The sequence below is a fragment of the Rhizobacter sp. genome (assembly GCF_035702065.1).
In the GTDB taxonomy this organism is placed as follows: domain Bacteria; phylum Pseudomonadota; class Gammaproteobacteria; order Burkholderiales; family Burkholderiaceae_C; genus Rhizobacter.
Genome location: NZ_DASSRA010000445.1, coordinates 1 through 26,452, shown reverse-complemented (window position 1 = coordinate 26,452; position 26,452 = coordinate 1). Strand labels below are relative to the sequence as shown.

Sequence of the window (26,452 nt, the reverse complement as noted above, 5' to 3'; positions counted from 1 at the left end):
CGACGACCTCAGCTGGGTGGCCGGCCACCCGCCGGCCGACGGCGCCGTCGCCGCCAAGACGCGCTACCGCCAGGCCGACGCGGCCTGCCAGGTCGCGCAGGCCGGCGAGCGCTTGACGCTGCGCTTCATGCAGCCGCAGTGGGCGGTCACGCCGGGTCAGTCGGCGGTGGTCTACGACGGCGAGGTCTGCCTGGGTGGCGGCGTGATCGCCGCGGCGACGGCGGCCGTGCCGGAGCCGGCCGCGCGCTGACGCCACGCGGCTTTCCGTGAAGTCCGCCACAGGCGCGGGTGGCCAACCCTGATTCAAGTCAGGGCCGCGCAAGCCGATAGACCGAAGAGCGCCTCCACCCCGGGGGCCAGCCTCTCCTGTCCGACCTGCCACCCATGCCGTCCCCCGCCCTCGTCCGCCTTGCCGCCCTGTGCCTCCTGGCGCCGGCCCTGAGTTCGGCTGCCCATCTTTCGGTGCTGGTCACCGACGACGCCGGCAAGCCGCTGCTCGACGCGGTGGTGATGCTGGAACCGGCCAATGGCAAGTTGCCCGTCAAGCCGCTGGCCCAGGTCGAGATCGCCCAGCGCCAGCGCCAGTTCACGCCACAGCTCACGGTGGTGACGGTCGGCACGCCGGTCAGCCTGCCCAACTTCGACACCGTGCGCCACCACGTCTACTCGTTCTCACCCATCAAGACCTTCGAGCTCAAGCTCTACAGCGGTGTGCCCTCCAAGCCCATCGTGTTCGACAAGCCCGGCGAGGCCGTGCTCGGCTGCAACATCCACGACAGGATGGCCGCCTGGGTGGTGGTGGTCGACACACCCCATTACGCGCGCACAGGCGCCGATGGCCGGGCGCAGATCGACGGCATCGCCGCCGGCAGCTACCGCCTGCGCGCCTGGCATGCCGGCGTGCCGGCCGGCAAGGAGCCCGCGCCCGTCGCCCTGAATGTGGCGGCCGCCGACCTGCAGGCCCAGCTCACGCTGCCCGTGGGGACCGCGCCATGAAGCGCCGGCTGGTCAACCTGCAGGTGTGGATGCGCAAGTCGCTCGCGGCGCGCATCGTGCTGCTGTTCCTCGGCCTCTTGCTGCTGGTGCAGGGCCTGAGCTTCGTGGCCATCCGCGCCACCATCGACCGCAACGCGCGCAGCGCCATCGGGCAGGACCTGGAGGTGGGCGAGCGCCTGCTCAAGCGCCTGCTGGAGCAGCACGCCAACAAGCTCAGCGAAGGCGCCACCCTGCTGGCCGCCGACTACGGCTTCCGCTCCGCGGTGGGCAGCAACGACGCCGCCACCATCAGCTCGGTGCTGGCCAACCACGGCGAGCGCATCGGCGCCAGCGTGTCGGCCCTGCTCGACACCCGCTTCAACCTGCGCGCCGCGGCCCAGTCCGACACGGCCGCCCTGCAGCCTGTGCTGGCGCGCCTGGCGGCCCACGGCGGCAGCGCCAAGCGCAGCGCCGACGTGGTGGTGATCGACAACAAGCCCTTCCAGTTCGTGATGGTGCCGCTGCGCGCGCCAGTGCTGGTGGGCTGGGTGCTGATGGGCTTTCCGGTCGATCAGCGCCTGGTCGACGAGATGCGCAGCGTCTCGTCGCTGCATGTGGCGCTGGACGTGCGGCGCGATGCGCAGTCGCCCTGGCAGACCACCGTCTCCACGCTGCCACTGGCCGCGCGCCAGGCGCTCGACCGCCAGAACATCTTCCTGCCCGGCAACCCGGCGATGCGCCTGGCGCTGCCCGACGGCGAGTACACCGCACGCTCCGTGGCGCTCACCGAACCCGGCGGCGCCGACGTCTCGGCCGTGCTGATGCGCTCGGTGGACGAAGCCGTGGCGCCCTTCCAGCAGCTGCAGCTCGGCCTGGCCGTGCTGACCGTGCTCAGCGTGGCGGTGTTCGGCGTGGGCAGCGTGCTCACTGCGCGCCGCGTGACCACGCCGCTGCGCAAGCTCGCGGCCGCCGCCGAGCGCCTGGGCGCGGGCGACTACGCCACGCCGCTCGGCGGCCAGCGCCGGCGCGACGAGATCGGCGACCTGGCGCAAAGCTTCGAGCGCATGCGCATCAACGTGGCCGGCCAGCAGGAAGAGATCCTCAAGCTCGCCTACTGGGACAGCCTCACCGGCCTGTCCAACCGCGTGCAGTTCCGCAACGCCACGCTGGAGGCCATCGCCCTCGCCCGCGCCGATGGCCGCGCCGTGGCGGTGGTGATGCTCGACCTCGACCGCTTCAAGCACGTGAACGACGTGCTCGGCTACCGCTTCGGCGACCTCATGCTCAAGGGCGTGGCCGAGCGCCTGTCGCAGCAGGCCGTGCGCAACGGCGACCTGGTGGCCCGGCTCGGCGGCGACGAGTTCGCCGTGCTGCTGGCCGACCTGGAGCCCGCCAGCGCCCTGGCCCACGCCAACACGGTGGCGCAGCGCCTGCACCAGGCCTTTGCCGACGTGATGACGCTCGAGGACCACACCGTCGACATGAGCGCGAGCTTCGGCATGGCGGTGTGGCCATCGCACGCGCCCGACGCCGACACCTTGCTCAGCCGCGCCGAGGTGGCCATGTACACCGCCAAGCGCCGCAGCGAGGGGCCGATGCTCTACGACCCGTCGATCGACGCCGCCAGCACCCAGACCCTCTCGCTGCTGAGCGAGTTGCGCCATGCGGTCGACCACCACGAGCTGCGCCTCTTCCTGCAGCCCAAGCTGGCCCTCGAGAGCGGCCGCGTGGTGGGCGCCGAGGCGCTGCTGCGCTGGCAGCACCCGCAGCGCGGCCTGGTGCCGCCGATGAGCTTCATCCCCTTTGCCGAGCAGACGGGCTTCATCCGCGTGTTGACGATGTGGGTGTTCGAGGAGTCGGCGCGCATGTGGCGCGTGCTCAACGAAGGCGGCCTGCGCCTGGTGATCTCGATCAACCTCTCGACGCGCGACCTGCTCGACACCGAGCTGCCGCAGAAGTTCGAGGCCCTGCTGGTCAAGCACATCGTGCCGGCCGAGGCCTTCTGCCTGGAGATCACCGAGAGCGCGATCATGGACGACCCGCAGCGCGCCATGGCCACGCTGGAGCGGCTGTCGGGGCTGGGCTTTCGCCTGTCGATCGACGACTTCGGCACCGGCTACTCCTCGCTCGCCTACCTCAAGCGCCTGCCGGTGGACGAGCTGAAGATCGACAAGAGCTTCGTGCTCGGCATGGCCAAGGACAGCAACGACGCGCGCATCGTGCGTTCGACCATCGACCTCGCCCACGGCCTGGGCCTGTCGGTGGTGGCCGAAGGCGTGGAGAACGCACAGGTGTGGGAGCTGCTGCGCAGCCTGTCATGCGACGAGGCGCAGGGCTTCCACATGGGCAAGCCCATGCCCTCGACCGAGTTCGTGCCCTGGTCGGCCGGCTGGACCATGCGCCAGGCCGCAACGACCCTCAAGGGCGAAAGCAACGCCAACGTCACGCTGCACTGACGGCCCCCCAGTCGCTGCGCTCCTGCCCCCGAGGGGCGCCGCCTGGCGGACCGGCAAAGCCGGCTCCGCGGGCGTGCCCGAGCGGTGCTTCGCCGCGCTTGCACTGTTTAGTCCGCTCAGCCTGAGGTATCGAAGGCTCGCTCAGACCTGCACGGCCTCTAACCCATCTCAGTCCGGTTGCGCCCTGCCTTCTTGGCCCGGTACATCGCCTGGTCCGCACGCTCGATGGCGGCCTCCAGCACCTCGCCCGGCGCCAGCTCCACCAGCCCCGCCGAGAACGTCACCTTCAGCCCCGGCGCAATGTCGTCCAGCGCCATGCGCGCGAGGTGGCCGCGCAGGCGCAGCAGCGCCACCTCGGCTTGCCGGATCGGCGTGTCGGGGAACATCACCATGAACTCCTCGCCGCCCCAGCGGCCCAGCAGATCGGTGTTGCGCACGATGGCCTGGGTCGCGCCCGAGAAGCGGCGCAGCACCTGGTCGCCGGCCGCGTGGCCGAGCTGGTCGTTCACGTTCTTGAAGTGGTCGATGTCGAGCAGCGCCAGGCACACAGGCAGCGGCTTGCGCGCGAGCTTGCGGTGCTCGGTCTGCATCTGCTCCATCAGGTGGCGGCGGTTGTGCACCTGGGTCAGGTCGTCCCAGATGGCGAGGTCTTGCACGCGCGCCAGCGCCTCCTTGAGTTCGCTGCGCTGCGCGCGCATGCGCTCGTGCAGGCTGGCCACGTGCGAGGCCAGGCGCGCGATCAGGGGCAGCACCAGGCAGGCATAGAGAAAGGTGACGAACTGGATGCGCCACGCAAAGCGCTCGGGCGCCACCCAGATGCACAGGGCAATCCACGTGCCCAGCAGCACGAGCGAGACGGCCACCAGGCGATGCACCTGCTTCACCGTCATGCCGAACATCGAGTACGTGATGTGGGTGGCGGTGATGATGAGCGCCGCGCCCGAGGCCTGCCCGGCCAGCGCATACATCCAGTAGAAATACATCATGCCCACCACCAGCTGGGCGAGCGAGAGCGAAGGGTCGTTCTTGAAGCGCAGGTTCCAGCCGCTGCGCAGGGCCAGGTAGAAGGCTGAGCTGGTGAACACCACCGCCACGCTCAGCCACAGCGTGGGCACAAGCGGCGACAAGCCCAGACCCACCTGCACGAAGGCCAGCGCGGCATAGGCCACGTAGCACCCTGTGGCGAACATCCAGGCGTTCAGGCGCAGGCGTTGCGCGGGGTCGGTGGTCAGGACGAGCTCGGCCGCGGAGGTCATGCGACCCATGTTTCCACGCTTGCGCGGCCCGGTCAACGCAGCAGGGGGCCGAGGGTGCGCGCCGCGTGACGCAAGGCCGCATCATCGAAGCCCGCGTAGCCGAACACCCAGCCGCGGCGGCGGGCCGCCACGCAGTACAGCGACAGCGGCGCGAGGTACACGCCCAGTTCGGCCGCACGCCGGCTCAGGCGGTTGTCGTCGGCGCGCTCGCCCAGCTCGTGCACGAGGTGCATGCCTTGGGCCGCGGGCTGCAGCAACAAGACGCCGCCGCTCGCCTTGTGCAAGGACTCGATCATCACGCCCTGGCGCTGCTGGTACAGCTCGCGCATGCGGCGCAGGTGGCGCAGCAGATGGCCGTCGGCGATGAAGCGCGCCAGCACCTCCTGCGCCGCACCGGGGCTGTGGCGGTCGCTCAGGCTCTTGGCGCTGGCGAAGGCATCCACCAGTGCAGCGGGCAGCACGATGAAGCCCAGGCGCAAGCCGGGGTGCAGCGTCTTGGAGAAGGTGCCCACGTAGAGCACGCGCTCGCTGCCGGGCAGGCTGCACAGCGCGGGGATGCGGTGCGCGCCGTACTGGAACTCGCCGTCGTAGTCGTCTTCCACCACCCAGCTGCGGTTCGTGCGCGCCCATTCGAGCATCTCGAGGCGGCGCGTGAGGCCCATGTGCACGCCGAGCGGGAACTGGTGCGTGGGCGTCACCACCGCCATGCGCGCCTCGGGCCAGCGCGCGGCGCCGTGGGCGATGTCCAGGCCCTGCGCATCCACCGGCACCGGGCAGGCCTCCACGCCATGGCTCACCAGGCAGGCGCGGATGCCCAGGTAGCCCGGGTCTTCCACCAGCACCTGCTCGCCCGGGTCGAGCAGCAGGCGCGCGATGAGGTCGATGGCCTGCTGCGAGCCCGAGGTCACCGCCACCTGCGCCGCCTCGCAGCGGATGCCGCGCGACACCAGCAGCCACTGCGCAATCGCCTCGCGCAAGGGCGGGTGGCCAGCGGCCGAGAGGTACTGCGCCGTGTGCTGGCGCACCCGTGCCGGCAAGGCACGTTCCAGGCGCGACCACAGCGCGAAGGGAAAGGCGTCGACCGCCGGCGTGCCGATGCGGTAGGCGGTGATGGCGCTCGTCGGCGGACGCCAGCGCAGCGCCGTCTCGGCGATCAGCCGGCCACGCTGCGACAGCCCGCCGGCCGGCAGCACAGGCACGCTCGCCTTGCGCCGGCCCGGCGCGCCCAGGCCGGCCACGTCGGGTGCCACGTAGCTGCCGTCGCCCACGCGCGCCACCACGTAGCCCTCGGCCTGCAGGCGCTCCAGCGCCCACAGCACGGTGTTGCGCGCCACGCCCAGCACCTGCGCGTGCTCGCGCGAGGGCGGCAACTTGCTGCCCGGTGCGAAGGTGCCTTGCTCGATGGCCGTGCGCAAGCGCAGGTAGACCTGCTGGCGCAGCGTGGCCGGATTGGTTCTGACATCCATCTGGAATTGGCCCCTTGTGCAATGCACAACGCTTCTACGATGAAGAACCAATTATTCCCGCCCGCCATGACGACGACCATCGCTCCGCTCCGCCCCGAAGACCGCGCCGCCTGGGAGCTGCTGGCGCGCGGCTACAAGGCCTTCTACAAGACCGAGGTCTCGCCCGCCGGCTACGAGACCACGTGGCAGCGCTTGCTGGCGAACGACGGCGTCTTCGGCCTGGGCGCGCACGTCGACGGCCGGCTGGTCGGCATCGCGCACTACCTCTTCCACACCAGCACCTGGTCACCGCGGCTGTGCTACCTGCAAGACCTGTTCACCGCCCCCGAGCTGCGCGGCCGCGGCGTGGCGCGCGCGCTCATCCTGGCGGTGGGCGAGGCGGCCCGTGCCGCACAGTCCACACGCTGCTACTGGCTCACCCACGAGAGCAACACCACGGCGCGCACGCTGTACGACAAGGTGGCACAGTTCCACGGCTTCATCCGCTACGACCTGCCTCTTCAGGAGAACGCATGACCAGCACCATCACCGACAAAGCCCACCAGTTCCGCCGTCTGCACCAGCAGGACCGCGCGCTGCTGATGCCCAACGCCTGGGACGCAGGCTCGGCCAAGCTGATTGCAGGCGCCGGCTTCCCGGCACTCGCCACCTCCAGCGGCGCCGCCGCGGCGGTGCTGGGCCGCAAGGACGGCCAGCTCACGCGCGACGAAGCCCTGGCCCATGCGCGCGCCATTGCCGAGGCGGTTGACGTGCCGGTGTCGGCCGACCTGGAGAACGGTTTCGGCCCCGAGCCGACGATGGCCGCCGAGACCGTTCGGCTGGCCGGTTCCATCGGCCTCGCGGGCGGCTCGATCGAAGACTCGCCCGCCGAGGCCGCACCCTACGACTTCCACCATGCGGTGGAGCGCGGGGCCGCGGCGGTGGAAGCCGCACGTGCCCTCGGCCGCCCCTTCACGCTGACCGCGCGCACCGAGAACTACCTGCGCGGCAAGCCCGACCTCGACGACACCATCCGCCGCCTGCAGGCCTTCGAGAAGGCGGGGGCCGACGTGCTGTTCGCGCCGGCGCTGCCCGACCTCGCATCGGTGCGCACCGTGTGCGCGTCGCTCACCAAGCCCTTCAGCTTCATGGTCGGCATCCCGGGCAAGTCGTTCAGCGTCGCCGAGCTCGAAGCGGCCGGCGTCAAGCGCATCAGCTTTGCCACCTCGTTCTACCGTGCCGCGATGCGCGCGGTGCTGGCCGCGGCCACCGAGGTGAAGGAACACGGCACCTTCGACTACCTCAAGAAGCCTTGATCGTCATGAGCGACCACACCTACACCGCCACCACCCACTGGGCCCGCGGCGACCAGCCCTTCAGCGACAAACGCTACAGCCGCCGCCACGAGATCCGCTTCGATGGCGGGCACGTGATGCCGGCGTCTTCGTCGCCGCTGTCGGTGCGCGTGCCCTACTCCGACCCGGCCGCGGTCGACCCCGAAGAAGGCTTCATCGCCTCCATCTCCAGCTGCCACATGCTGTGGTTCCTCGACATCGCCTGCCGCGCCGGCTGGGTGGTCGACGACTACCGCGACGAGGTGGTCGGCGTGATGGACCGCAACGCCCAAGGCCAGATGGCCGTGACCCTGGTGACGCTGCGCCCCGCCGTGCGCTTCAGCGGCAAGCAGCCCACGCGCGAGGAGCTCGAGCACCTGCACCACCGCGCCCACGAAGAGTGCTTCATCGCCAACTCGGTGAAGAGCGAGGTCCGCTGCGAGCCCCAACCCGCATGAGCCAGTACAACCCCACCCACTTCAAGGAAGAGCGGCCCGAGGCCCTGCACCAGCTGGTGCGCGAGCACCCGCTGGGCCTGCTGATCACCCAGGGCGCCAGCGGCGCGCTGGAGGCCGATGCCATCCCCTTCCTGCTCGACACCGAGGCCGACGGCCGCGTGGTGCTGCGCGCCCACGTGGCGCGCGCCAACCCGGTGTGGCGCGAAGCGCGCACCGACGCGGACTCGCTGGTGGTGTTCCAGGGCCCGCAGGCCTACATCACGCCCAACTGGTACCCGAGCAAGGCCGAGAACGGCAAGGCGGTGCCGACCTGGAACTACATCACCGTGCAAGCACGTGGCTCCCTGGTCGTGCGCGACGACGCCGAATGGCTGCGCGCCTTCGTCACCCGGCTCACGCAGCGCCACGAGGCCACGCAGGCGAAGCCGTGGCAGCTGAGCGATGCGCCGCCCGACTACATCGAGGCGATGCTGCGCGCCATCGTCGGCATCGAGATCCCGGTCACGTCGCTCACCGGGAAGTGGAAGATGAGCCAGAACCACGCGTCAGCCAACCGCGAAGGCGTGGCACGCGGGCTGCGCGGGCGGGGCGACGAGCAGGCGCTGGCGGTGGCAGCTCGGGTCGAACGCGGTCCGGGCTGAGGCGCCAGAGCAGCAGCTCGAGGCCCAGGGCCAGGCTCCAGCACAGCCAGCCCGTCCACAGCGTGTGGCTCATGAAGTGCGCGCCGCGCACCTGCTGCGCGAGCCCGAGGCCGAAGCCGACCACCACCGCAGCGGCCAGCCACAGGGCGGCGATGCGCGGTGCACGGCGGCGCCACACGAAGAAGCCGCCGACGAAGGCGAAGCCCGAGGAGGCATGTCCGGCCGGGAAGCAGCGGCCGCTGCCGCCGTCGTGCAGCCAGGCCCAGTGCGAGACGTGGCGCGCCGTGCCGCCGAACTCGGCCAGGTCCCAGGGGCAGCTGGTGGGGCTGGCCGCCTTGAGCAGCGAGATCGACAGCACCGACAGCAGCGCCACCCCGATCAGCTGCACGCGCTCAGGCGTGTCGAGCCGGCGCAGCGGGCCGACCGGCCACCACACGGCGAGCGTGAGCAGCACGGCGACCAGCCACGACGCACGCCGGCCGCCGTCGTGCAGCACCTCGGTGAGCCACCAGTTCTCGGTGAGGGGAAAGCCCTGCGGCCCGCCGAAGGCATGGGCCAGGGCCATGTCGAGCCCGCTCGCGTCCCAGGCGATCAGCACGGGCAGCAGCCACAGGGTGACGACAACGAGGCGGCGCAGAGGAGGGTGGGATGACATCTGGCGCGCACTCTGCGGGCCGGTGCTTAAGACAGTCTTAAGCCCAAGGCGCGCGCGCCGCCGCACAATGCCCGGCATGCGCGTACTGGTGGTCGAAGACGATGAAGGCATTGCCGCCGGGCTGCAGGGCCACCTGCGCCAGCAGGGCGATGCGGTGGACGTGGTGGGCACCCTGGCCGGTGCGTGGGCGGCGCTGTGCAGCGAGCACTTCGACATGCTGCTGCTCGACCTCGGCCTGCCCGACGGCGACGGCCACGAGCTGCTGCACCGCCTGCGCCAGGCCCCGCGCGGCCGGCTGCCCGACGCGAAGATGCCGGTGCTCATCATGACGGCGCGCGACGAGGTGGCCTCGCGCATCGGCGCGCTCGACCGCGGTGCCGACGACTACCTCACCAAGCCCTTCGACGCCGGCGAGCTGGCGGCGCGCATGCGCGCGCTGCGCCGCCGGGCCGCCGGCCAGGCCGAGCCCACGCTGCGCTGCGGCGACGTGGAGATCAACCCCGCGGCACGCCAGGTGCAGCGCAGCGGCCAGCCGGTGGAGCTGTCGGCGCGCGAGTTCGCCGTGCTGCTGGCGCTGGTGGAGGCGCGCCCACGCGTGCTCTCGCGCAGCCAGCTCGAGGAACGGCTGTACGACTGGGGCAACGCGATCGAGAGCAATGCCGTCGAGGTGCACGTGCACCACTTGCGCAAGAAGCTCGGCGAAGGCGTGATCCGCACGCTGCGCGGCGTGGGCTACTTCGTGCCGGCGGAGGACGCGGTCTGATGCGCGGCAAGTCGCTGCTGCGCCACCTGCTGGCCTGGGTGCTGGGTGCGCTGGTGCTGGTGTGGGCCAGCTTCGTGGTGGTGGGCTACAACACCGGCGTGCACGAGGCCGACGAGCTGACCGATGGCCACCTGGCCAGCATGGCCCACCTGCTGCTGAGCCAGCACAACGGCGCGTTCGACGCCAGCGACCGCGCCGACACCGATGTCCCGCCCGGGGCGATCGCCGGCATGCGCAGCCACGACTACCAGCAGTCGATGAGCGTGATCGAGTGGGACGCCAACGGCCAGGTGCTCACCCAGACCGGCAGCGCTCCCACGCCGCCCTTCACGCCCGACGAAGGCTTTGCCGACCTCTCGCTCGGCGTGCCACCCACCGCCTGGCGCGCCTTCTCGCGCTGGGATCCGGCGGACCACAGCCGCAAGGTGATGGTGCTGCTGAGCGTGCAGGAGCGCGACGACCTGGCCGAAGACATCGCCGCCCAGGTGGCCGAGCCCGGCTTCTGGCTGCTGCCGGTGGTGGCGCTCGCGCTGGGCTGGGCGATCTGGCGTGGCCTGCGCCCGCTGCACAGCCTCTCGCGCGACGTGGCTGCGCTCGACGTGCACGAGGCGACGCCGCTGCGCACGCAGCCGCACCAGGAGTTCAAGGCGGTGGTCGACTCGATCAACACGCTGGTGGAGCGACAGCACGCAGCACTGGTGCGCGAGCGTGCGCTGAGCAGCGAGCTGGCGCACGAGCTGCGCACGCCGCTCGCCTCACTCGCGCTGCACGCCGGCCTGCTGCGCGGGGCACACGACGACGCCGAACGCGCGCAGGTGATCGCGCGCATCGAGCACGACGCGCAGCGCGCCAACCACGTGGTATCGCACCTGCTGGCCCTGGCCCGTGCCAGCCGCGCCGAGATGGCCGAGGCGGCGCAGCCGCTCGACCTGGCCGAGCTGGCGCGCCGCGTGGTGGGCGACTACGCCTCCGCGGCCCTGGCCAGCGGGCACGAGCTGGCGCTCTCGGGCGACGAGCAGTTCCGCCTCGACGGCCATGCGGTGCTGCTGGAGCTGGCCTTGCGCAACCTGATCGAGAACGCGCTCAGCCACACGCCACGCGGCACGCTGATCGAAGTGCAGCTCGATGCGCAAGCGCGCTGGCTGCAGGTGTGCGACACCGGGCAGCCCGACGCTGCGCCTGCGCCCAGCGGCTTCAGCGCCGGCCTGGGCCTGGGCCACCAGGTGGTGGACAAGATCGCGGCCATCCACGACGCGAGCTTCAGCACGCCCGCGCCACCCGACGGCTTTCGCAGCTGCTACCGCCTGCGCTTCGCGCGCGGCTGAAGCGCTGCGTGCCGGTCAGCGCCCGACGGCCTCGGGCCCGCGCTTGGCGGCCAGCGTGCTGCGCAGCGGCTGCGAGGCCTCCCACTGCTTGGCGGCGTCGTAGAGCTTGTCGAAGGCCAGGCTGTCGCGCAGCAGGGCCTGCTTGGTGTGCTCCGGCAGCGGCTGCTCGATGCCGGTCTCGTCGCGCGGCATGCGGTCCTTGCGCACCGACTCGATCAGCCGCTTGATCTCGGCGCCGGCGTGCGCGGGCGTCTGCAGCAGCACCAGGCGCTTCATCTTGTCGGGGTTGTTGGGCACGTGGCACTCGTTGCACTGGCCTTCGCGCAGGCGCAGCGCGAGGGTCTTGTAGGCCTCGTCGAGCGAGCCGAGGTAGGGGTTGTCGGCGCGGAACAAGCCATCGAAGACCGTCACCTTGGGCTGCGTCTGGCCGGCCGCGTCGGTCCACATCCATTGCCCGCTGAACTGGTAGGGCGCCACCGGCTCCACCGCCACCAGCGGCTCCACCGCCCCGTGCGGGCTGAACTGGGCCACCGCGACGCGGCCCTTCTTCGCGTCCCACCACATCAGCACTTCCTTGGCGTGCTGGTACATGTCCCACTTCTCGGCCTCGTGCCAGAACGGGTACGGGAACTGCCCCGGCGCCAGCCGGTTGCGGAAGGCCACGCGCAGGCGGATCTGGTACAGGTCTTCGCTCTCGACGTAGCGCACCGTGTGGGCGCCGTTGAACATGAAGAGCGGCAGGTACATGCCGGCCAGCACGTCGGGGCCGAACTGGGTGAGGTTGGTGTCCTTCAGCGTGGCCTTGGGGTCGCGCTGGCGCCCCCACAGCACGAAGTCGGGCAGGGCCTGGCGCAGCGCCGAGCCGGGCTGGAACAGGCTCTGCCGGCAGGCATTGAAGGCCTCCTGGTCGCCGGGGGCCACCACGGGGCACTGGGCGGAGAGTTCGCTCGCGAGACCGGCGGCCACCTGTTGGGCACGCGCCAGCGCGGCGGGGGTTTGCTGGGCGAAGCAGGCGGTGGAGAACAGACCGGCCACGGCGAGCGCGGCATGAGCGAGCGGGTGACGAAGCATGGTGGGCTCCTGCTGAAACGAAAGAGAGGGAAGAAGGACGAAGGAAGAGGGCCGGGTGGGTCAGCCGATGATTCGGCCGTGGCGATCCACCGCCACGACCTCGACGAAGTTCGAGCCCTGGGTGCTGCCGCTGGCGAAGTCGACCTTGTAGCCACCGAGGTCGATGCGCAGCCCGGCCAGCGCGTCGCGGAAGCGCGTCTTGGACAAGACACCGTCGCGGCGCAGGCCGCTGCGTGCCGCTTCCACCGCCACCAGGCCGGCGACATAGCCCTCGAGCGCGGTAAAGCCCATGCGCGTGCCGGTGCCCAGCGCCGCCAGGTCTTGCTTGGCGCGCGAGACCACCGACAACCCCATCGCGTTCGGGCGCGGCACCACCTGGGTCATGATCACGCTCTGGCCCTTCTGCGCCATCGCGTCGATGAGCGCCTGGCCGGCGAAGGACGACGAGAAGTACAGCCCGCGGTACTGGCCCGCCACCATGTGGTCGACGATGCCGGCGATGGGCGCGGCGTTGGTGGTGAAGAGCACGCAGTCGAGCTTGGCGGCGAGCAGCTTCTTCGCCTCGGCCTCGAAGGACTTGGCGTTGCGGTCCAGGCCCACCGATTCGGTGAGCTTCACGCCCACCGACTCCAGCGCGGCCGTCATCGCGCCGAGGTTGGCGGCCGAGGTGTCCTTGAGGTAGACGTAGCCCACGCGGCGCATGCCGAAGTCCTTGACGTAGGCGACCATGCGCTTGAACTCGGTGTCGTAGCCGGCACGCACGTGGTATTGCATCGTCAGCTGGCTGCTGCGGATGCCCATGTTGCCGCTGGCCGTGCCGACGAGCGGCATCTGCGCCTCTTCGATCAGCGACAGCGAGGCCTCGGTGGCCGCGCCGCTGGTGAAGCCGATGAGGCCGCTGCAGCCCCCCTCGATCAACGCCTTGGCGTTCTGCTTGCAGCGCTCCTTGTCGCCCCCGTCGTCGAGCGAGACCAGCTCGAAGCGCGGGCTGCCCGGGTGGCGCAGCGGCGCGGCGGCGAAGGCCGCGACGATGCCGTCACGCACGCCACGGCCGTACTCGGCCTGGCCGCCGCTGAGCGACGCCGATTGGCCGAAGCGGATGGTGCCCACCGGTGGCGGCGCGGCCGCGGCGGCGAGTGAAGAGAAGGTAGAGAAAGTGGTGCCCCCCACCAGGGACGGGGCGGCCAGAAGAAGGCTTCTGCGGTTCAACATGTCGATGCTCCAGCACACGCACTGGCTGCGGCTGCAGCAGCACGTGTCCGGTCATCGACCGCGATTCAGCTTGGCTTGAAGAACCTTACCAACCGATACCCAAGATGTATCCGGTTGCAGATGGCGGCGACGCGCTGCGTCGTCAGTACGCGGCGGCGAGCTCGCGCGTCACTTCGGCCGGGTTGGGCTTTTGCATGCGGCGAGCGACGGCGGGTTCGATCTTGTTGGAGTAGATCGCCAGACGCGCGGTGTTGGCGGCACGCGGTGCGAGCTCGGCCTGCGTGCCCGAGGCCGGGCCGCCCCAGGCCACGCTCTGGCCCATGCGCGAGGTCGGCGCGCCATAGGTGCGCTGGAACTCGGCAATCAAGGCCTTCTGCGAGACCGCCGCATCGAGCACCACCATGAACAGGCGGTCCTGGTGGAAGCAGTACTGCACGCCCTGCAGCGCGCTGTCGCCGAAGACGAGGTTCTCGCGGTCGCGCTGATAGCAGGTGACCTCGCCCTGCTTGTGCACGGCGTGGGCCTCGCCCAGGGCCTCGGCGCCCTCGCCCCAGGACACGCCGCGGAAGCCGCGCAGTTCGAACGCCTGGACACCCAGGGCCGCGAGGCCCAGCCCGGCGACGAAGGAGAGGCGGGCGGCGGTGCGGAGCAGTGAGTTCATGGGCGCTGTCCTCGGGTGTTGCGGAGTGAGGTCAGTGTCTCGGGCACGGGCAGAGTGTGTCAATTCGTTAACCACCGGGGTGGTGACTTCCTCCCGCGCACAAAGTCGCGCTTCCATCGCCCCAGTCGTGACAAGAAACGTCGCCCGTTGCTGGCCAAGCTGCAACCAAGCCGCACGGACGTATCAATCTGTACGAAAGCATCAAGTCCGGGACACGCGCGCCCGAAGACCGACTGATGGCGGCTCGACACCAAGCGTGCGCAGGGAGCGCACCACAAGCCGCCGTGTTCCATCGACTCGGTCTCAAGGAGTGTTCACCATGAAACGCAGAAACCTGATCCTCGCAACGCCCGCCTTCATCGGCAGCAGCATGCTCGGCTGGCACGCCAACGCCAACTCGAGCAACGTGATCAAGTTCGGCCAGTCGGCCTCGCTCAGTGGTGGGCAGGCGGGTTACGGCCGCGACGTGCGCGACGGCATCATGGCGGCCTTCGCCGCGGCCTCGGCGCAGCCGGGCAGCCCGCGCTTCGAGCTGGTGACGCTGGACGACGGTGGCGTGAAGGACCGCTGCCAGCAGAACGTAAGCACGCTGATCGAAGGCGGCGTGTCGGCCATCATCGGCCTGACCAGCGGGGCCGGCGCCGAAGCCTGCATGCCGGTGATCAACAGCAGCCAGATCGCGCTGCTGGGCACGGCCAGCGGCAACATGGGCATCCGCAGCGGCGGCGGCAATGGCGCTTATCACGTGCGCGCCGGCTACGACCTCGAATACAAGCGCATGGCCAACTACATCAAGGACTTCGGCATGCGCCGCATCGGCGTGGTGTACCTGCAGGACACCTCCAAGGCCAATCTCCAGGCGATGAACCAGGCGCTGTCCAGCTTGGCTATCGTGCCGCTGGAGACCATCGCGATCGACCGCAATGCCGCCTCGTACACCGAGGTGGGCGACAAGCTGCTCGCCGCCAAGCTCGACTGCGTGCTGTTCTCCACCAACGCCAAACCCGTCACCGCCATCGTCGACCAGATGACGCAGGCGCGTTACCCGGGCCTCTTCTATGCGTCGTCGTTCGCCGGGCAGGAGCTGATCGACACGCTCACCGCCAAGAAGCAGAGCTGCATCATGAGCATGGTGGTGCCGCGCCCGAACTCGGGCACGGCCAACGTGGTGAGCCGCGCCAAGCAGGACCTCGCCGCCGTGGGCCCCGAGGTCAAGCTCGGCATGACCACGCTGGAGGGCTACATCGCCGGCCGCACCGCGGTGGAGGCGGCGCGCGCCGCGCTCAAGGTGAGCGGCGGCGAGCGCATCAGCCGCGCGCGCATGAAGGAATCGCTGGCCGCCCTCAAGACCGACCTGGGCGGCTACCGCGTGGAGTTCGCGCCCGGCGTGACGCAGGGCTCGCAGTACGTCGACCTGATCGCCATCGACCGCTACGGCCGCCTCGTCGGCTGACCGCGCGGGCGACGGCGCCCGGCGCCTGGCTCAGCGCTTGTGGTCCTTGCCATGGCCTTTGCCATGGCCCTTGCCGTGGCCATGATCTTCGTCGTAGCGCTGCTGAACCCAGCTCTCCTTGACGAAGTAGACCGGCTGGCCGCACGCGTTGTACTTGGCGCAGTGCTTGCCCCACTTCTTCTGGTGGCCCGGCGGCACGTAGAGGTAGACAGGTTGCTGGTGCACCACCGTCGGCATGGGCGCGTAGATGACGGGCTGCGAATAGATCACCGGCGGCGGGACGTTGCCGATGTCGATGCGGCCGTAGACGCCCGGCTGGACGACGCTGACGGACACGCCCACGCTGGTCTGTGCCGAGGCTGCACCGGCAGCCAGCAAGGCCGCGAACGCGATGGCGTGGATGGGTTTCATGACGGTACTCCTTGGGTGATGAATGAAGGGGCGAGTGCTGCACGCGCGCCGTGGCGCGCTACCAGCTGAGAGAGCTTCTCCACGGAAAACGGCTTCTGGACGACCTCGTCCATGCCAGCTTCGGTGTAGCGGCTGCGCTCGTCGACCATGACGCTGGCGGTCACGGCCACGATGGGCGTGGGCAAACGCCGTGCCGAGCGTTCCCAGGCGCGGATGCGCCGGGTGGCTTCGATGCCGTCGAGCGTGGGCATGCGGTAGTCCATCAGCACCAGGTCGTAGCGCTGTGCCTGCACGGCGTGCACCGCCTGCAGGCCATCGGTCGCCAGCGTGACGGCCACGTTCAGGCGTTCGAGCATCAGCGTGAGCAGCAGCGCCTGCACCGGGTCGTCTTCGACCACCAGCATGCGGGGGCGCGGATCGTGCCGTGCGAAGGTGGGCGCGTCGTGGCGCTCGTGCCAGAGCATGGCGCGGGAGGCGGCGGTGTCTGTTTGCATCTCAGCGCTCGAACTTGATCTTGGTGGCCAGCACGCCGGCACCGTCGGCCGAGGGGCCGCCGCGCACCTCGACCTGCGTGCCCGCAGCGAGCTGGGCCGCGCTGCCGCTGGTGAAGTTGGTGCTGTTGTCGTGGAACACGGTCACGCCGTGCAGCACAAAGCTGCGGGCCGCGGCGTTCACCGAGGTGATCGCGCCATGCAACTCGAACTCCTGGCGGCCGCCACCCTGCTGCTTGAGGTCGACCACGCTCGCCACGAGCACACCGTTGCGCATCTCGCCCTCGACCTCGGCGCGCACGCCGTTGGCGATCTGGTTGAGGCTCCCGTGGCGGAAGCTCACCGCCGGCCCGCTCGCATCCACCGGCACGCCGGCCACGAAGAAGCTGGCCGGGCTCGCGAAGCCCGACACATAGCCTTCAACCTCGGCTTCGCCCGTGGCCGGGAAGTTGCGCTGCGACGTGCGCACCGTGGTGGCGACCCAGCGGCCGGCCACCGGAGCGGTCTGCAGGCTCACGCGCACCGACAGGCCGTTGCTCAGTGCCGGCAGGGCCGAGGGGGCGATGCCGCTGTAGTCGATCACCGCCGCGCCGATGGCAAAGCTGGTGCTGCCGAGCGCGCTGATGCGGCCGCGCAGCGTGAAGGCTGCGAGCGCGGTCTGGCGCTCGATGCGGGTCGCGGCGTAAACGCCGCTGGTCGGGTCGTAGAAGGCGAACACTTCCACCAGGTCGCCGGCCAACACATCGGCGAAGCCGTGGGCGTAGCCGCCGAAGAAGGTGTCGGGGTCGACCTGCACCGCCTGGCCCAGCACGGTGAGGCGGCTGTTCGCGGCATCGACCGCCGTCACGGGGCCGGCGATGTCGTTGCCGAACTGGATGCGGCGCGCCACGCCGTTGCCGCTGTGCGGTTCGGAGAGCCCCTGCACGTCGATGACCATGCCCAGGCGCAGGTCGTCGCGCGAACGCGCCGTGCCGTCGTCGTCGACCACGCTGGCCTGGTTGTCGTCGAAGCGGACGCCGTTGACGATCACCGAGCCGAAGCCCGTGATGCGTCCGGAAGAACTGGTCTCGGCGGTCATGCCGGTGCCGCCGCTGTCGACGCCGCCGCAGGCCGCGACGAGCGCGGCCGCCATCAGCCACGCAGCCAGGCTTCGCCAATGCGATAGAGGGTTCTTCATGTCAGTCTCCTTCGGGCCGCGCAGGGGCGGTGGCCGGCGCGGATGCCTTGGCCTCGGTCATGGGCTCGGTCATGGGCTCGTGATAGGTGTAAAGCCCCACCCGCACACGCTGGTTCTGCACGCGCCGGGCGGCGCGGTCTTCGTCGATCAGCCTCTGCAGTACCGGCGCCATGGCGCGCAGCACATGGCGCCACTGCTCGCGCACCAGCGGTTGAATGCGTTGCACCGACTCGACCGAGAGCTCATCGGCGAACACCGCCTGCTCGATGTGCGGCGGGTCGTCCTGCGCCAGCACGTTGGCCACGGCCGCGCTCAGGTGGTCGCCCACGTTGCTGGCCACGAAGCCCAGCATGCGCGGCTGGTCGCCGGCGGGCGCAAAGCGTTCCTGCAGCAACTCGACGCGGTCGCTCGCTTCATCGATGCGGACGAGGCCGAGGCGGATCAGCTCCTCGAGCAGGCTGCGCGGGTGCACGTCTTTCGTGACCGACTGGGCCAGGGTCTCGAAGCTGGCCCGGCCGCTGCGCGGCAGCGAGGACCGGGGCTGGCCTTCATTGCGCCAGATCGGGTCGCTGAGCCAGCGTGTAAAGACCTGGGTGGCCGGCGAGTGCCTGGGCGCGACGGCTTGCGTCTCGCTGTGCAGGAGGCGGCTGACCTCGCGGCGGTGCAGCCCGGTGGCGGTGCTGACGCGGCTGGTGGCACGCTGTGGCGCGACCTCGGGGTGGGCCGCCAGGGCGGCCTGGACGAAAGCGCTGCGCAGCAGCTCGTCGACCTCGGCGTAGCGCACGCCGCGTGCGATGGCCAGCTCGGCCAGCGGCGCCAGCAGCGCCCGGCAGGCCTGCAGCAGCGCAGCGTGGGCCTCGCTGGCAAGCGCGGCAGGGAGGGGATCGGCGTTCATGGCACGGCAAGGGAGGGTCGAAGTGCAACCTTACCATTAATGTGCTTTTTGCACATTTGCGCATGTGCGCATTCCTACCGAGGAAAACTACCAACTCAGCGGGTTCAGTCGATAGAACTGGGCCAGTTCGCGGTAAAGCGCCGGCAGCTCATCGGCCAGGCGCTGCGGCTGCTCGAAGAAGACCTCCGAGGCCACGGCAAAGAACTCGGCCGGGTTGGTGGCGCCATAGGGGCTGAGCAGCGTGGGCTCCCCCCTGTCGGCGGCGGCCTGCAGCTGCGCGAACTCGGCCTGCATCACCCGCGACCAGCGCGCGTAGTGGCGCTTGCCCATGAGCTGGGGCGCCCCGTTGGCCGGGCCGTTCTCCTGGTCGAGCTGATGCGCGAACTCGTGGATGACGACGTTCTGGCCGTCGTCGATGACGGCCGCGCCATCGAGCGTGTCCTGCCACGACAGGATCACCTGGCCCTGAGACCAAGACTCGCCGGAGAGGGCACGCCGCTGCTCCTGCAGCACACCGGCGGCATCGGTGTGCACGCGGTCGACCATGAAGGCCCCGGGGTAGAGCAGGATCTGGCGCAGCTGCGGGTAGTAGGCCGTGCGGCGGCGGTTGAGCAGCAGCAGACAAGCCTGCGCCGCGATGCTGATGCGCATCTCGTCGGTGACTTCGAGCCCGGCGCAGCCGATGAAGGGCTTCTCGGCCACGAACACCTGGATGTGCCGCTTGAGCTGCAGCTGCAGGTCGGCCGGCAGGCTGCGCACATACGGCACGCGGCGGCGCAGGATCTCGCGCCATTCGGCCGGGAAGGGGCGGCGGCGGATGCGCGCACGGCGCAACTCGGTCCAGAGCGGCTGGCCCGCCAGCCAGAGCACCAGCACAAGCATGGCGCCCAACACCACGAAGAGGGACACGGGGGCCGCCTTGTGCAGTCGATCGACGTCTGCAACTGGGTGCGGCGGCGGCGCTTTCAAGAAGCCTGCTGTGTGCAGGCGTGACGAACTATTCGCGCGTCAGGTGAAAGAAGAAGTCGGTCGGCTTGCCTTTGATGTCACCCAGCCCGATGACGATGTCGTCGGTGACCTTGCGGAAGTAATCCATGATCGGCTGGCTGTCGTAGATCAGCGAGGCTGAGACCTTGCCGTTGAAGGCCACCTCGCGCAGTTGCGCGAAGCCCATCTTGTCGTACGAATAGATGCTGCCGTCCTCGGCCTTGCACATCAGCGGGTCGACGTGGCTGGCCGACACGAAGCGCTTGCCGTACCACCTGATCGGGTCGGGGCTCTTGCCGCCGTCGAACAGGCCGCCGCGCCACATGCCGAGGATCTCGGCCGCGCTGATGGGCCGCAGCTGCTCGAACAAGGGCATCAGCATCGCCGCCGGGTAGGCGGCCTTGGTGGCGATCATTTCCAGCAATTGGGTTTCTGCACTCATGGGCCTCTTTCGGTGAAGTTCTGATAGACAGAATGCGTGTTCTCATTTTAGCATTCGCACAGCCGTGCAAACTACGGCACGCACTGCAGCACCCCCACGCGAGACCCTCTGCCATGGCCACCACCGCACCCGACACCCCCGACGACACCCGCAGCGCCCCCGCCGACGGCGTGGCCGCGGTCGACCGCGCCCTCACCATCGCCACCGCACTCGCCCAGGCCAGCTCGCCGCTCACGCTGGCCGACCTGGCGCGCCGCACCGGCATGTACAAGAGCACGCTGCTGCGCCTGCTGGCCTCGCTGGCGCGCGCCGGGCTGGTGGTGCACCGCAGCGACAAGCGCTACGCGCTCGGGCCGCTGGCCTTCCTGTTCGGCCGCTCCTTCGAGCTGACCTACGGGCTGAAGGAAGGCATCCAGCCGGTGCTCGAATGGCTGGTGGGCAAGGGCACCGAAAGCTCGTCGTTCCACGTCCGCCACGGCAGGGACGCGCGCCTGTGCCTGTTCCGCATCGACTCGGACCACTCCACGCTCGACCGCGTGCGCTCGGGCGACCTGCTGCCGCTGAACCGAGGCGCCGCCGGCAAGGTGCTCAGCGCCTTTGCCAACGGCCTGCCGGCATCAGGCGACGCGCCGCTGCTCTACAGCTCCTTCGGCGAACGCGACCCGCTGTGCGGCGCGCTCGCCGCGCCGGTGTTCGGGCCGGCGGGCATCCTGCTCGGCGCCTTGTCGCTGTCGGGCCCGCTGGAGCGCTTTTCCGACACGGCCGTGCAGCGCATGAACTCGCTGCTCTTCACCGCGGCCGAGAACGCGACACGCACGCTGGGCGGCCAATGGCCCGCGCCGGCCAGCCGGCTCGCGGGCTGAGGCGACGCCGCCACGCCGCAGGGCCTATGCTTGAGGTTTTGGAAACCTCGGTACGGAGTTCTGCATGAAACGTCTTGAAGGCAAATCGGCCGTCGTCACCGGCGCAGCCAGCGGCATCGGCCGCGCCACCAGCCTGCTGTTCGCCGAGCACGGCGCCCGCGTTGTCGCCGTCGATCGCGCACCCGAGGTCGAGGCCACGGCCGCAGCCATCCGCGCGCAGGGCGGCCAGGCCGTGGCGCTGGTACGCGACACCTCGCAAGAGGCCGACGTGGCCGACTACATCGAAACCGCGGTACGCGCCCACGGCGGGCTTGACATCATGTTCGCCAACGCCGGCGTGAGCGGCGGCCTGCGCGACTTCGACGACTGGTCGGTGGACGACTGGACACGCATCCTGGGCATCAACCTGATCGGCACCTTCCTCGCCATCAAGTACGCGGCTCGCGTGATGGTGCCGGCCGGCCGCGGCGCCATCATCTGCACCGCCTCGGTGGCCGGACTGCGCTCGGGCGCCGGCGGCCCGCCCTACAGCGCCAGCAAGGCCGGCGTGATCAGCCTGGTGCAGACCAGCGCCAACCAGTTCGGCGGCACCGGCATCCGCATCAACGCCATCTGCCCGGGGCTGATCGAGACCGGCATGACGCAAACCATCTTCGACCGCGCCCGCGAGCGCGGCACCGAGGCGAAGATCGGCCAGCTCAACCCGCTGCGCCGCGGCGGCCTGCCGCACGAGATCGCGCAGGCGGCGCTGTTCCTCGCATCGGACGAGGCCTCGTACGTGAACGGGCAGGCGCTGCCGGTGGACGGCGGCCTGTCCAGTTCGCTGCCGGTGGTGCCGCCAAAGATGTGAGGCGCGCGACGAGCCTCACCACGCACCCGCCGCTGCAGCAGCGCGGGCGTAGTCGGCAAAGTCACGCGGCGGCCGGCCGAGCGCACGCTGCACGCCATCGGCGAGGCGGGCGTTGCGGCCATCCAGCACGGTGTGGAAGAGGTAGTCGACCAGCCACACGAAAGGCGGCGGCAGTCCCGAGGCCTGCAGGGCCACGTGGTACTGCTCGCGCGTCACCCGCCGGTAGGCGATCGGCCGCCCGGTGGCGTCAGCGATCTCCTGCACCGCCTGCGCAAAGCTCAGCAGGCGCGGGCCACTCAGTTCGTAGAGCTGGCCGGCATGCCGCGGGTCGGTGAGTGCGGCCACGGCCACGTCGGCGATGTCATCGGCATCCACGAATGGCTCGCCCACGTCACCGACCGGCAGCACCACCTCGCGCGCCGCCACCTGCTCCTGCAGGTAGCCTTCGCTGAAGTTCTGCGCGAACCAGCTCGCCCGCAGGATGGTCCAGGCGACACCCGAGCCCTGCACCACGCGCTCGGCGTGCTCGGCCTCTTCTTCGCCGCGCCCCGACAGCAGCACGATGTGCCCGACACCGGCCTGCACCGCGGCGCGCACCAGGGCTTGCACGGCGTCCACCGCGCCTGGGACGGCCAGGTCCGGGTAGTAACTCAGGTAAACGGCACCGACCCCCTCCAAGGCGGCCGGCCAAGTGGATGGCACCTCCCAGTCGAACGCTGGCGATGCGGCGCGCGACCCGATGCGCACTGGCAGGCCGCGCTCGGCGAGATGCGCGGCGATGCGCCGGCCGGTCTTGCCGGTGCCGCCCAGCACCAGCGTGGGTTGGAAGGCGGGGGATGAGGGTGTGTTCATGCGGGTTCCTCGACAGGGTTGAACAGGCCTGCCAGTGTTCCGGCGCGGGGCAGCGCCCTCAATGACTGCCCGCCTCGATCTCATGACCGATCGTCCCGACCGGCTGGACGATCAGCAGCCCCCTCGGCACACTGCGCCCATGACCAGCCCGTTCGCCCTGCCCTCGGTCGACCCGCTCGGCGAGGCCCTGCACTCGTTGCGCATGAGCGGCGCGTTCTACTGCCGCTCGGAGCTGAGCGCGCCCTGGGGCGTGGCGCTGCCGGCGATGGACAGCTTCCTGATGTTCCACTTCGTCGCCGCGGGCCGTTGCCGGCTCGAGGTGGCCGGTGCCGAGCCACGCACGCTGCAGGCCGGTGACCTGGCGCTGGTGCCGCACGGCCAGGGCCACCGACTGCTGAGCGAGGCCGGGGCGCCCTGCGAGCCGCTGTTCGACATTCCGCGCGTCAGCGCAGGCGAACGCTACGAACTCATCCACCACGGCGGCGGCGGTGCGACGACAAGCCTCATCTGCGGCGCCGTCCGTTTCAGCCACCCTGCGGCCACCCACCTGGTGCGGCTGCTGCCGCGCGTGATCTGCATCGACCCCTTGGGTTCCCCCCACGACGACTGGCTGCAGAGCACGCTGCGCTTCATGGCGGCCGAAGCCCGCGCGCTGCAACCCGGCGGCGAGGCGGTGATCACGCGGCTGGCCGACATCGTGGTGATCCAGGCCATCCGCTCCTGGATCGCGCACGACCCCGCGGCCCAGGCGGGTTGGCTCGCCGGCCTGCAGGACCGGCAGATCGGCCGCGCCATCGCCGCCATCCACCGCGACCCGGCACGCACCTGGACGCTGGAGTCGCTGGCGGCCGAGGTGGCGATGTCGCGCTCCGCCTTTGCCGCGCGCTTCACCGAGCTGGTGGGCCAACCGCCGATGCAGTACCTGGGCCACTGGCGCATGCACATCGCGCGCACCTGGCTGGAAGAGCACGACGAGCCGCTGGCCAGCCTGGCCGGCCGGGTGGGCTACCAGTCGGAGGCCGCCTTCAGCCGCGCCTTCAAGCGCATGGTGGGCGTGTCGCCCGGGTCGGTGGTGCGGCGCCGGCAACCGGCCGCCGCGCCCTGATCAGATCTTGGTGATGCGCAGGCCCGCATCCACCAGCATCACCTCGCCGGTGGTCTTGGCGGCGCTCGCGCCCAGGTACCACGCCGTCTCGGCCACGTCTTCGGGGGTGATCACCGCGTCCAGCGCGGCGCGGCCCTTGTACCAGTCGACGCTGCGCTGGTAGGTGTCGGCGCCCAGGCCCTCCTGCAGCCAGGGTGTCTCGACCAGGCCCGGTGCGATGGCATTGACGCGGATCTCCGGCGCCAGCGCGCGCGCCAGGCCCACCGTCATCGCATTCAGCGCACCCTTGGACGCCATGTAAGCCAGCGAGGAGCCGCGCCCCATGATCGAGGCCACCGACGACACATTGACCACGCCCGCGCTGCCGCTCTTGCGCAGGAGCGGCGCCAGCGCGCGCGTCATCTGGTAGGCGCCGATCACGTTCACGGCGTAGATCTTGTGGAAGTCCTCGGCCTCCAGGCCGTCGAGGTTGCGGATGTCGACGAACTTGGTGGTGCCGGCGTTGTTGACCAGCACATCGGCCCGGCCGAAGCGCTGTGCCACCTCGGCTGCCAGGCGCTTGCAGTCCGCGTCTTGCGACACATCGGCCTTGACCACCAGCACCTCGGCCCCCAGCGCCGCGCACTGCGCGGCCACGGCCTCGGCCGGGCCTGCTTCGCGCGAGTAGTTCACGACCACGTTCCAGCCATGGCTCGCATACAGCCGTGCCGTGGCCGCACCAATGCCCGACGACGACCCCGTGACCACGCACACCTTCTTGCCCATGACCGTACTCCTTGCTTGCCGATGAGGGATGGTAAGTCGGGCCTGGGGGCTGGCTCGAAACCTGCTGTTCGGGCTCATCGTGTCCCTTCGCAGGTTCGCTCCATGAACACCCTCATCAAGGCCATCGAAGTCTGGTTGCCCACCGCCGACCGCACCCTGCTCGAGTTCGGTGGCGGCCTGTTCGGGGCCGCGACCGGTTTTGGTGCAAGCAGCCGCGCCATGTGCTTCGGCCGCGGCGAAGGCCTGCCCGGCCGGGCGTGGTTCGACGGCCGGCCCATCGTGCTCAAGCAGTTCGAAGGCTCGTATTTCCGCCGCGCCGAAGCCGCCCGCGAAGCGGGCTACAGCTGCGCCATCGCGGTGCCGGTGTTCGTGGGGGAGCAGCTCAACGCGGTGGTGGTGTTCTTCTGCGGCGGCAACGATGCCGAGGCCAACCTGCACGACGGCGCCGTGGAGCTGTGGCGCAACAACGCGCGCGTCACCAGCGACATGACGCTCGTTGACGGCTACTACGGCGGCGACGCGGCCGAGAGCTTCGAGCCGCTCACGCGCGACACCTACCTGCCGCGCGGCAGCGGCCTGCCCGGCATGGCCTGGCAAAAGGGCGCGGCGGTGCTGATCGACGACCTCGGCCAGACGACCAAGTTCATGCGTGCCGACAGCGCCGCCGAGGCCGGCATCAACCGCGGCCTGGCCGTCCCCTGCAGCTCGTCGACCAGCGACGCCTACGTGCTGGCCCTGCTCTCGACCACGCAGACGCCCATTGCCAAGCGCATCGAGTGCTGGGCCCCGGACGACTCGCGCCATGGCCTGCAGCGCGTGTTCGGCTTCTGCGAGACCGAGGGCGCGCTGCGTGCCTCCGAGGGCGGCACGGTGCTGGCCGGCGCCATCGGCAAGGCCTTCGCCAGCGGCGTGCCGGTCATCAACGAACACGCTGCCACCGAACCCGGCGGCGTGGGCAGCGCCGCCAAGGCGGCGGGGCTGGTGTCGCTGGCCGCGCTGCCGGTGGTCAGCGACGGCGCGGTGTCGGAGGTGGTGGCGCTGTACTTCTGAGCGCCCAGGTGGGCCTCAGAGGGGGCCTCAGGCCAGCGCTTCGAAGGCGCGCAGAGACAGCAGCAGGCCGACGCCGATCACCAGCGCGAGAGCACGGCCTTGCCGCCACAGCTGCGCGCGCGGCAGCGGGCCGCGCTGCTGGCCGAGGACGAACAGCACGAACGACACCGACGCGGCGGTGACGAACACAGTGGCAATGGCAAAGCCGAGTGACGGGGCCTGCTGCTCGCGCTGGGCCATCAGCGTCACGGCCTGGCCGAGAAAGAGGCCGAGGCCGAGCGCCATGGCATGGCGCGTGCGCGAGACGAAAGTGGGGGCTGGAGTACCGCGGTTCATGGGGTGGCATCGTGGCACGGATGGCCTGTTTCCAAGCCCGGCAAATCGTGTCAATTGGCACGCCAGTTCGGACCTTCAGGCCGTGGGCGGCACATGCAGGCTGACGACGCCGACCTCGTCACCCGGCAGGCGCGGGTAGCGCTGCATCACCAGCGGATCGTGGCCGGGCACCAGGTGCTGCGGCGAGTCGGCTGCGGCGGTGATGCGGCCGTGGCCGGCCAGCATGGCGTCACGATCGAAGACGATGGGGAAGGCCCGCGTGCGCTCCACGTTCTCGTAGTAGTGCGCCGCGTCCGAGGCCAGCACCACCCAGCCGCGCGCGGTGCGCACGCGCACCGACTGCAGGCCCTGCGTGTGGCCGCCGATGAGCATCAGCTCCACGCCAGGCGCGAGTTCGCTGTCGCCGCTGTGGAAGACCACGCGGTCGGCGTGCACGTGACGCACCAGGTCGACCACGTCGTTCACCGCATAGGCATGCCGCTGCGCTGGCTGGCACATGCAGCGGCCGGTGGCGAACTGCATC

At 70.4% G+C, this 26,452-nt stretch carries 29 protein-coding genes and 1 pseudogene; 14 read left to right on the top strand and 16 right to left on the bottom strand.

Annotation, left to right across the window (positions count from 1 at the left end; genetic code table 11):
* From VFL64_RS19550 to VFL64_RS19540, 3 genes are all read left to right on the top strand, one after another.
* Positions 1–250 (top strand): aminomethyltransferase beta-barrel domain-containing protein (locus tag VFL64_RS19550; protein WP_489542056.1); only part of this gene is annotated, 250 nt, incomplete at its 5' end.
* A gap of 134 nt (positions 251–384) precedes the next feature.
* Positions 385–996 (top strand): methylamine utilization protein, encoded by a 612-nt coding sequence (locus tag VFL64_RS19545; RefSeq protein WP_489542055.1) that lies wholly within the window; start codon positions 385–387, stop codon positions 994–996.
* Positions 993–3,431 carry a putative bifunctional diguanylate cyclase/phosphodiesterase gene (locus tag VFL64_RS19540; RefSeq protein ID WP_489542054.1) on the top strand — a complete coding sequence of 813 codons (2,439 nt, stop codon included), beginning with the start codon at positions 993–995 and terminating at the stop codon, positions 3,429–3,431. The genes VFL64_RS19545 and VFL64_RS19540 overlap by 4 nt, the downstream gene beginning before the upstream one ends.
* 158 nt (positions 3,432–3,589) lie before the next feature.
* On the opposite strand, the gene VFL64_RS19535 is transcribed toward VFL64_RS19540, so the two are convergent.
* Together VFL64_RS19535 and pdxR are read right to left on the bottom strand one after the other, a co-directional pair.
* On the bottom strand, positions 3,590–4,687 hold the full coding sequence (locus VFL64_RS19535) for a GGDEF domain-containing protein (protein WP_489542053.1): 1,098 nt from the start codon (positions 4,685–4,687) through the stop codon (positions 3,590–3,592).
* A gap of 32 nt (positions 4,688–4,719) precedes the next feature.
* The gene (pdxR, locus tag VFL64_RS19530) at positions 4,720–6,153 is read right to left on the bottom strand and encodes a MocR-like pyridoxine biosynthesis transcription factor PdxR (RefSeq protein WP_489542052.1); all 1,434 of its coding nucleotides are present in this window, start codon (positions 6,151–6,153) and stop codon (positions 4,720–4,722) included.
* A gap of 66 nt (positions 6,154–6,219) precedes the next feature.
* Between pdxR and VFL64_RS19525 the strand changes: the two genes are divergently transcribed.
* From VFL64_RS19525 to VFL64_RS19510, 4 genes and pseudogenes are all read left to right on the top strand, one after another.
* Positions 6,220–6,669: a GNAT family N-acetyltransferase gene (locus tag VFL64_RS19525; protein ID WP_489542051.1), complete on the top strand. Its 450-nt coding sequence runs from the start codon at positions 6,220–6,222 to the stop codon at positions 6,667–6,669.
* Positions 6,666–7,448 (top strand): isocitrate lyase/PEP mutase family protein, encoded by a 783-nt coding sequence (locus VFL64_RS19520; protein WP_489542050.1) that lies wholly within the window; start codon positions 6,666–6,668, stop codon positions 7,446–7,448. The genes VFL64_RS19525 and VFL64_RS19520 overlap by 4 nt, the downstream gene beginning before the upstream one ends.
* 5 nt (positions 7,449–7,453) lie before the next feature.
* Complete coding sequence (locus VFL64_RS19515) at positions 7,454–7,924, top strand: OsmC family protein (RefSeq protein WP_489542049.1); 471 nt, start codon at positions 7,454–7,456, stop codon at positions 7,922–7,924.
* A pseudogene (locus VFL64_RS19510) lies at positions 7,921–8,418 on the top strand (FMN-binding negative transcriptional regulator); the annotation flags it as partial. The gene VFL64_RS19515 and the pseudogene VFL64_RS19510, both read left to right, overlap by 4 nt.
* Positions 8,419–8,434: 16 nt before the next feature.
* Here the strand turns inward: VFL64_RS19510 and VFL64_RS19505 are convergent.
* A complete protein-coding gene (locus tag VFL64_RS19505) occupies positions 8,435–9,220 on the bottom strand; it encodes a phosphatase PAP2 family protein (protein WP_489542048.1) in 786 nt (261 codons plus the stop codon).
* 76 nt (positions 9,221–9,296) lie between these two features.
* Between VFL64_RS19505 and VFL64_RS19500 the strand changes: the two genes are divergently transcribed.
* Positions 9,297–9,983, top strand: a complete 687-nt coding sequence (locus VFL64_RS19500; RefSeq protein ID WP_489542047.1) for a response regulator — start codon at positions 9,297–9,299, stop codon at positions 9,981–9,983.
* Positions 9,983–11,308 (top strand): histidine kinase dimerization/phospho-acceptor domain-containing protein, encoded by a 1,326-nt coding sequence (locus VFL64_RS19495; RefSeq protein ID WP_489542046.1) that lies wholly within the window; start codon positions 9,983–9,985, stop codon positions 11,306–11,308. The genes VFL64_RS19500 and VFL64_RS19495 overlap by 1 nt, the downstream gene beginning before the upstream one ends.
* Before the next feature lie 15 nt (positions 11,309–11,323).
* On the opposite strand, the gene VFL64_RS19490 is transcribed toward VFL64_RS19495, so the two are convergent.
* The 3 genes from VFL64_RS19490 to VFL64_RS19480 form a co-directional block, all read right to left on the bottom strand.
* A complete protein-coding gene (locus tag VFL64_RS19490; protein WP_489542045.1) occupies positions 11,324–12,379 on the bottom strand; it encodes a hypothetical protein in 1,056 nt (351 codons plus the stop codon).
* A 60-nt stretch (positions 12,380–12,439) separates the two neighbouring features.
* Positions 12,440–13,591, bottom strand: coding sequence for an ABC transporter substrate-binding protein (locus tag VFL64_RS19485; protein ID WP_489542044.1), 1,152 nt, complete (start codon positions 13,589–13,591; stop codon positions 12,440–12,442).
* 142 nt (positions 13,592–13,733) lie between these two features.
* Positions 13,734–14,252 carry a hypothetical protein gene (locus tag VFL64_RS19480; RefSeq protein ID WP_489542043.1) on the bottom strand — a complete coding sequence of 173 codons (519 nt, stop codon included), beginning with the start codon at positions 14,250–14,252 and terminating at the stop codon, positions 13,734–13,736.
* 319 nt (positions 14,253–14,571) lie between these two features.
* Between VFL64_RS19480 and VFL64_RS19475 the strand changes: the two genes are divergently transcribed.
* Positions 14,572–15,705, top strand: coding sequence for an ABC transporter substrate-binding protein (locus VFL64_RS19475; RefSeq protein WP_489542042.1), 1,134 nt, complete (start codon positions 14,572–14,574; stop codon positions 15,703–15,705).
* A 30-nt stretch (positions 15,706–15,735) separates the two neighbouring features.
* On the opposite strand, the gene VFL64_RS19470 is transcribed toward VFL64_RS19475, so the two are convergent.
* The 6 genes from VFL64_RS19470 to VFL64_RS19445 form a co-directional block, all read right to left on the bottom strand.
* Positions 15,736–16,116, bottom strand: coding sequence for a hypothetical protein (locus tag VFL64_RS19470; RefSeq protein WP_489542041.1), 381 nt, complete (start codon positions 16,114–16,116; stop codon positions 15,736–15,738).
* A complete protein-coding gene (locus VFL64_RS19465; protein WP_489542040.1) occupies positions 16,113–16,610 on the bottom strand; it encodes a response regulator in 498 nt (165 codons plus the stop codon). Before VFL64_RS19465 ends, VFL64_RS19470 begins: the two co-directional genes overlap by 4 nt.
* Before the next feature lies 1 nt (position 16,611).
* Positions 16,612–17,784 carry a DUF5666 domain-containing protein gene (locus tag VFL64_RS19460; RefSeq protein ID WP_489542039.1) on the bottom strand — a complete coding sequence of 391 codons (1,173 nt, stop codon included), beginning with the start codon at positions 17,782–17,784 and terminating at the stop codon, positions 16,612–16,614.
* 1 nt (position 17,785) lies between these two features.
* Positions 17,786–18,679, bottom strand: coding sequence for a DUF6502 family protein (locus tag VFL64_RS19455; RefSeq protein ID WP_489542038.1), 894 nt, complete (start codon positions 18,677–18,679; stop codon positions 17,786–17,788).
* An 87-nt stretch (positions 18,680–18,766) separates the two neighbouring features.
* Entirely contained in the window at positions 18,767–19,588 is an 822-nt protein-coding gene (locus tag VFL64_RS19450) for a M90 family metallopeptidase (RefSeq protein WP_489542037.1), read from the bottom strand.
* Between the two features lie 88 nt (positions 19,589–19,676).
* Entirely contained in the window at positions 19,677–20,108 is a 432-nt protein-coding gene (locus tag VFL64_RS19445; RefSeq protein ID WP_489542036.1) for a DUF4334 domain-containing protein, read from the bottom strand.
* A 113-nt stretch (positions 20,109–20,221) separates the two neighbouring features.
* Between VFL64_RS19445 and VFL64_RS19440 the strand changes: the two genes are divergently transcribed.
* Together VFL64_RS19440 and VFL64_RS19435 are read left to right on the top strand one after the other, a co-directional pair.
* The gene (locus VFL64_RS19440; RefSeq protein ID WP_489542035.1) at positions 20,222–20,971 is read left to right on the top strand and encodes an IclR family transcriptional regulator; all 750 of its coding nucleotides are present in this window, start codon (positions 20,222–20,224) and stop codon (positions 20,969–20,971) included.
* Between the two features lie 64 nt (positions 20,972–21,035).
* A complete protein-coding gene (locus VFL64_RS19435) occupies positions 21,036–21,821 on the top strand; it encodes an SDR family NAD(P)-dependent oxidoreductase (RefSeq protein WP_489542034.1) in 786 nt (261 codons plus the stop codon).
* 15 nt (positions 21,822–21,836) lie between these two features.
* Here the strand turns inward: VFL64_RS19435 and VFL64_RS19430 are convergent, their stop codons facing one another.
* Positions 21,837–22,673 (bottom strand): NAD(P)H-binding protein, encoded by an 837-nt coding sequence (locus tag VFL64_RS19430; protein ID WP_489542033.1) that lies wholly within the window; start codon positions 22,671–22,673, stop codon positions 21,837–21,839.
* Between the two features lie 82 nt (positions 22,674–22,755).
* On the opposite strand from VFL64_RS19430, the gene VFL64_RS19425 reads away from it, so the two are divergent.
* Positions 22,756–23,778, top strand: coding sequence for an AraC family transcriptional regulator (locus VFL64_RS19425; RefSeq protein WP_489542032.1), 1,023 nt, complete (start codon positions 22,756–22,758; stop codon positions 23,776–23,778).
* On the opposite strand, the gene VFL64_RS19420 is transcribed toward VFL64_RS19425, so the two are convergent.
* Positions 23,779–24,543, bottom strand: coding sequence for an SDR family NAD(P)-dependent oxidoreductase (locus VFL64_RS19420; RefSeq protein WP_489542031.1), 765 nt, complete (start codon positions 24,541–24,543; stop codon positions 23,779–23,781).
* Between the two features lie 102 nt (positions 24,544–24,645).
* Between VFL64_RS19420 and VFL64_RS19415 the strand changes: the two genes are divergently transcribed.
* Entirely contained in the window at positions 24,646–25,593 is a 948-nt protein-coding gene (locus VFL64_RS19415) for a GAF domain-containing protein (protein ID WP_489542030.1), read from the top strand.
* 27 nt (positions 25,594–25,620) lie between these two features.
* Here VFL64_RS19415 and VFL64_RS19410 read toward each other — a convergent pair whose 3' ends face one another.
* Both VFL64_RS19410 and VFL64_RS19405 read right to left on the bottom strand, forming a co-directional pair.
* The gene (locus tag VFL64_RS19410) at positions 25,621–25,929 is read right to left on the bottom strand and encodes a hypothetical protein (RefSeq protein ID WP_489542029.1); all 309 of its coding nucleotides are present in this window, start codon (positions 25,927–25,929) and stop codon (positions 25,621–25,623) included.
* 75 nt (positions 25,930–26,004) lie between these two features.
* Positions 26,005–26,452: MBL fold metallo-hydrolase (locus VFL64_RS19405; protein ID WP_489542028.1), on the bottom strand; the 448-nt coding region annotated here is incomplete at its 5' end.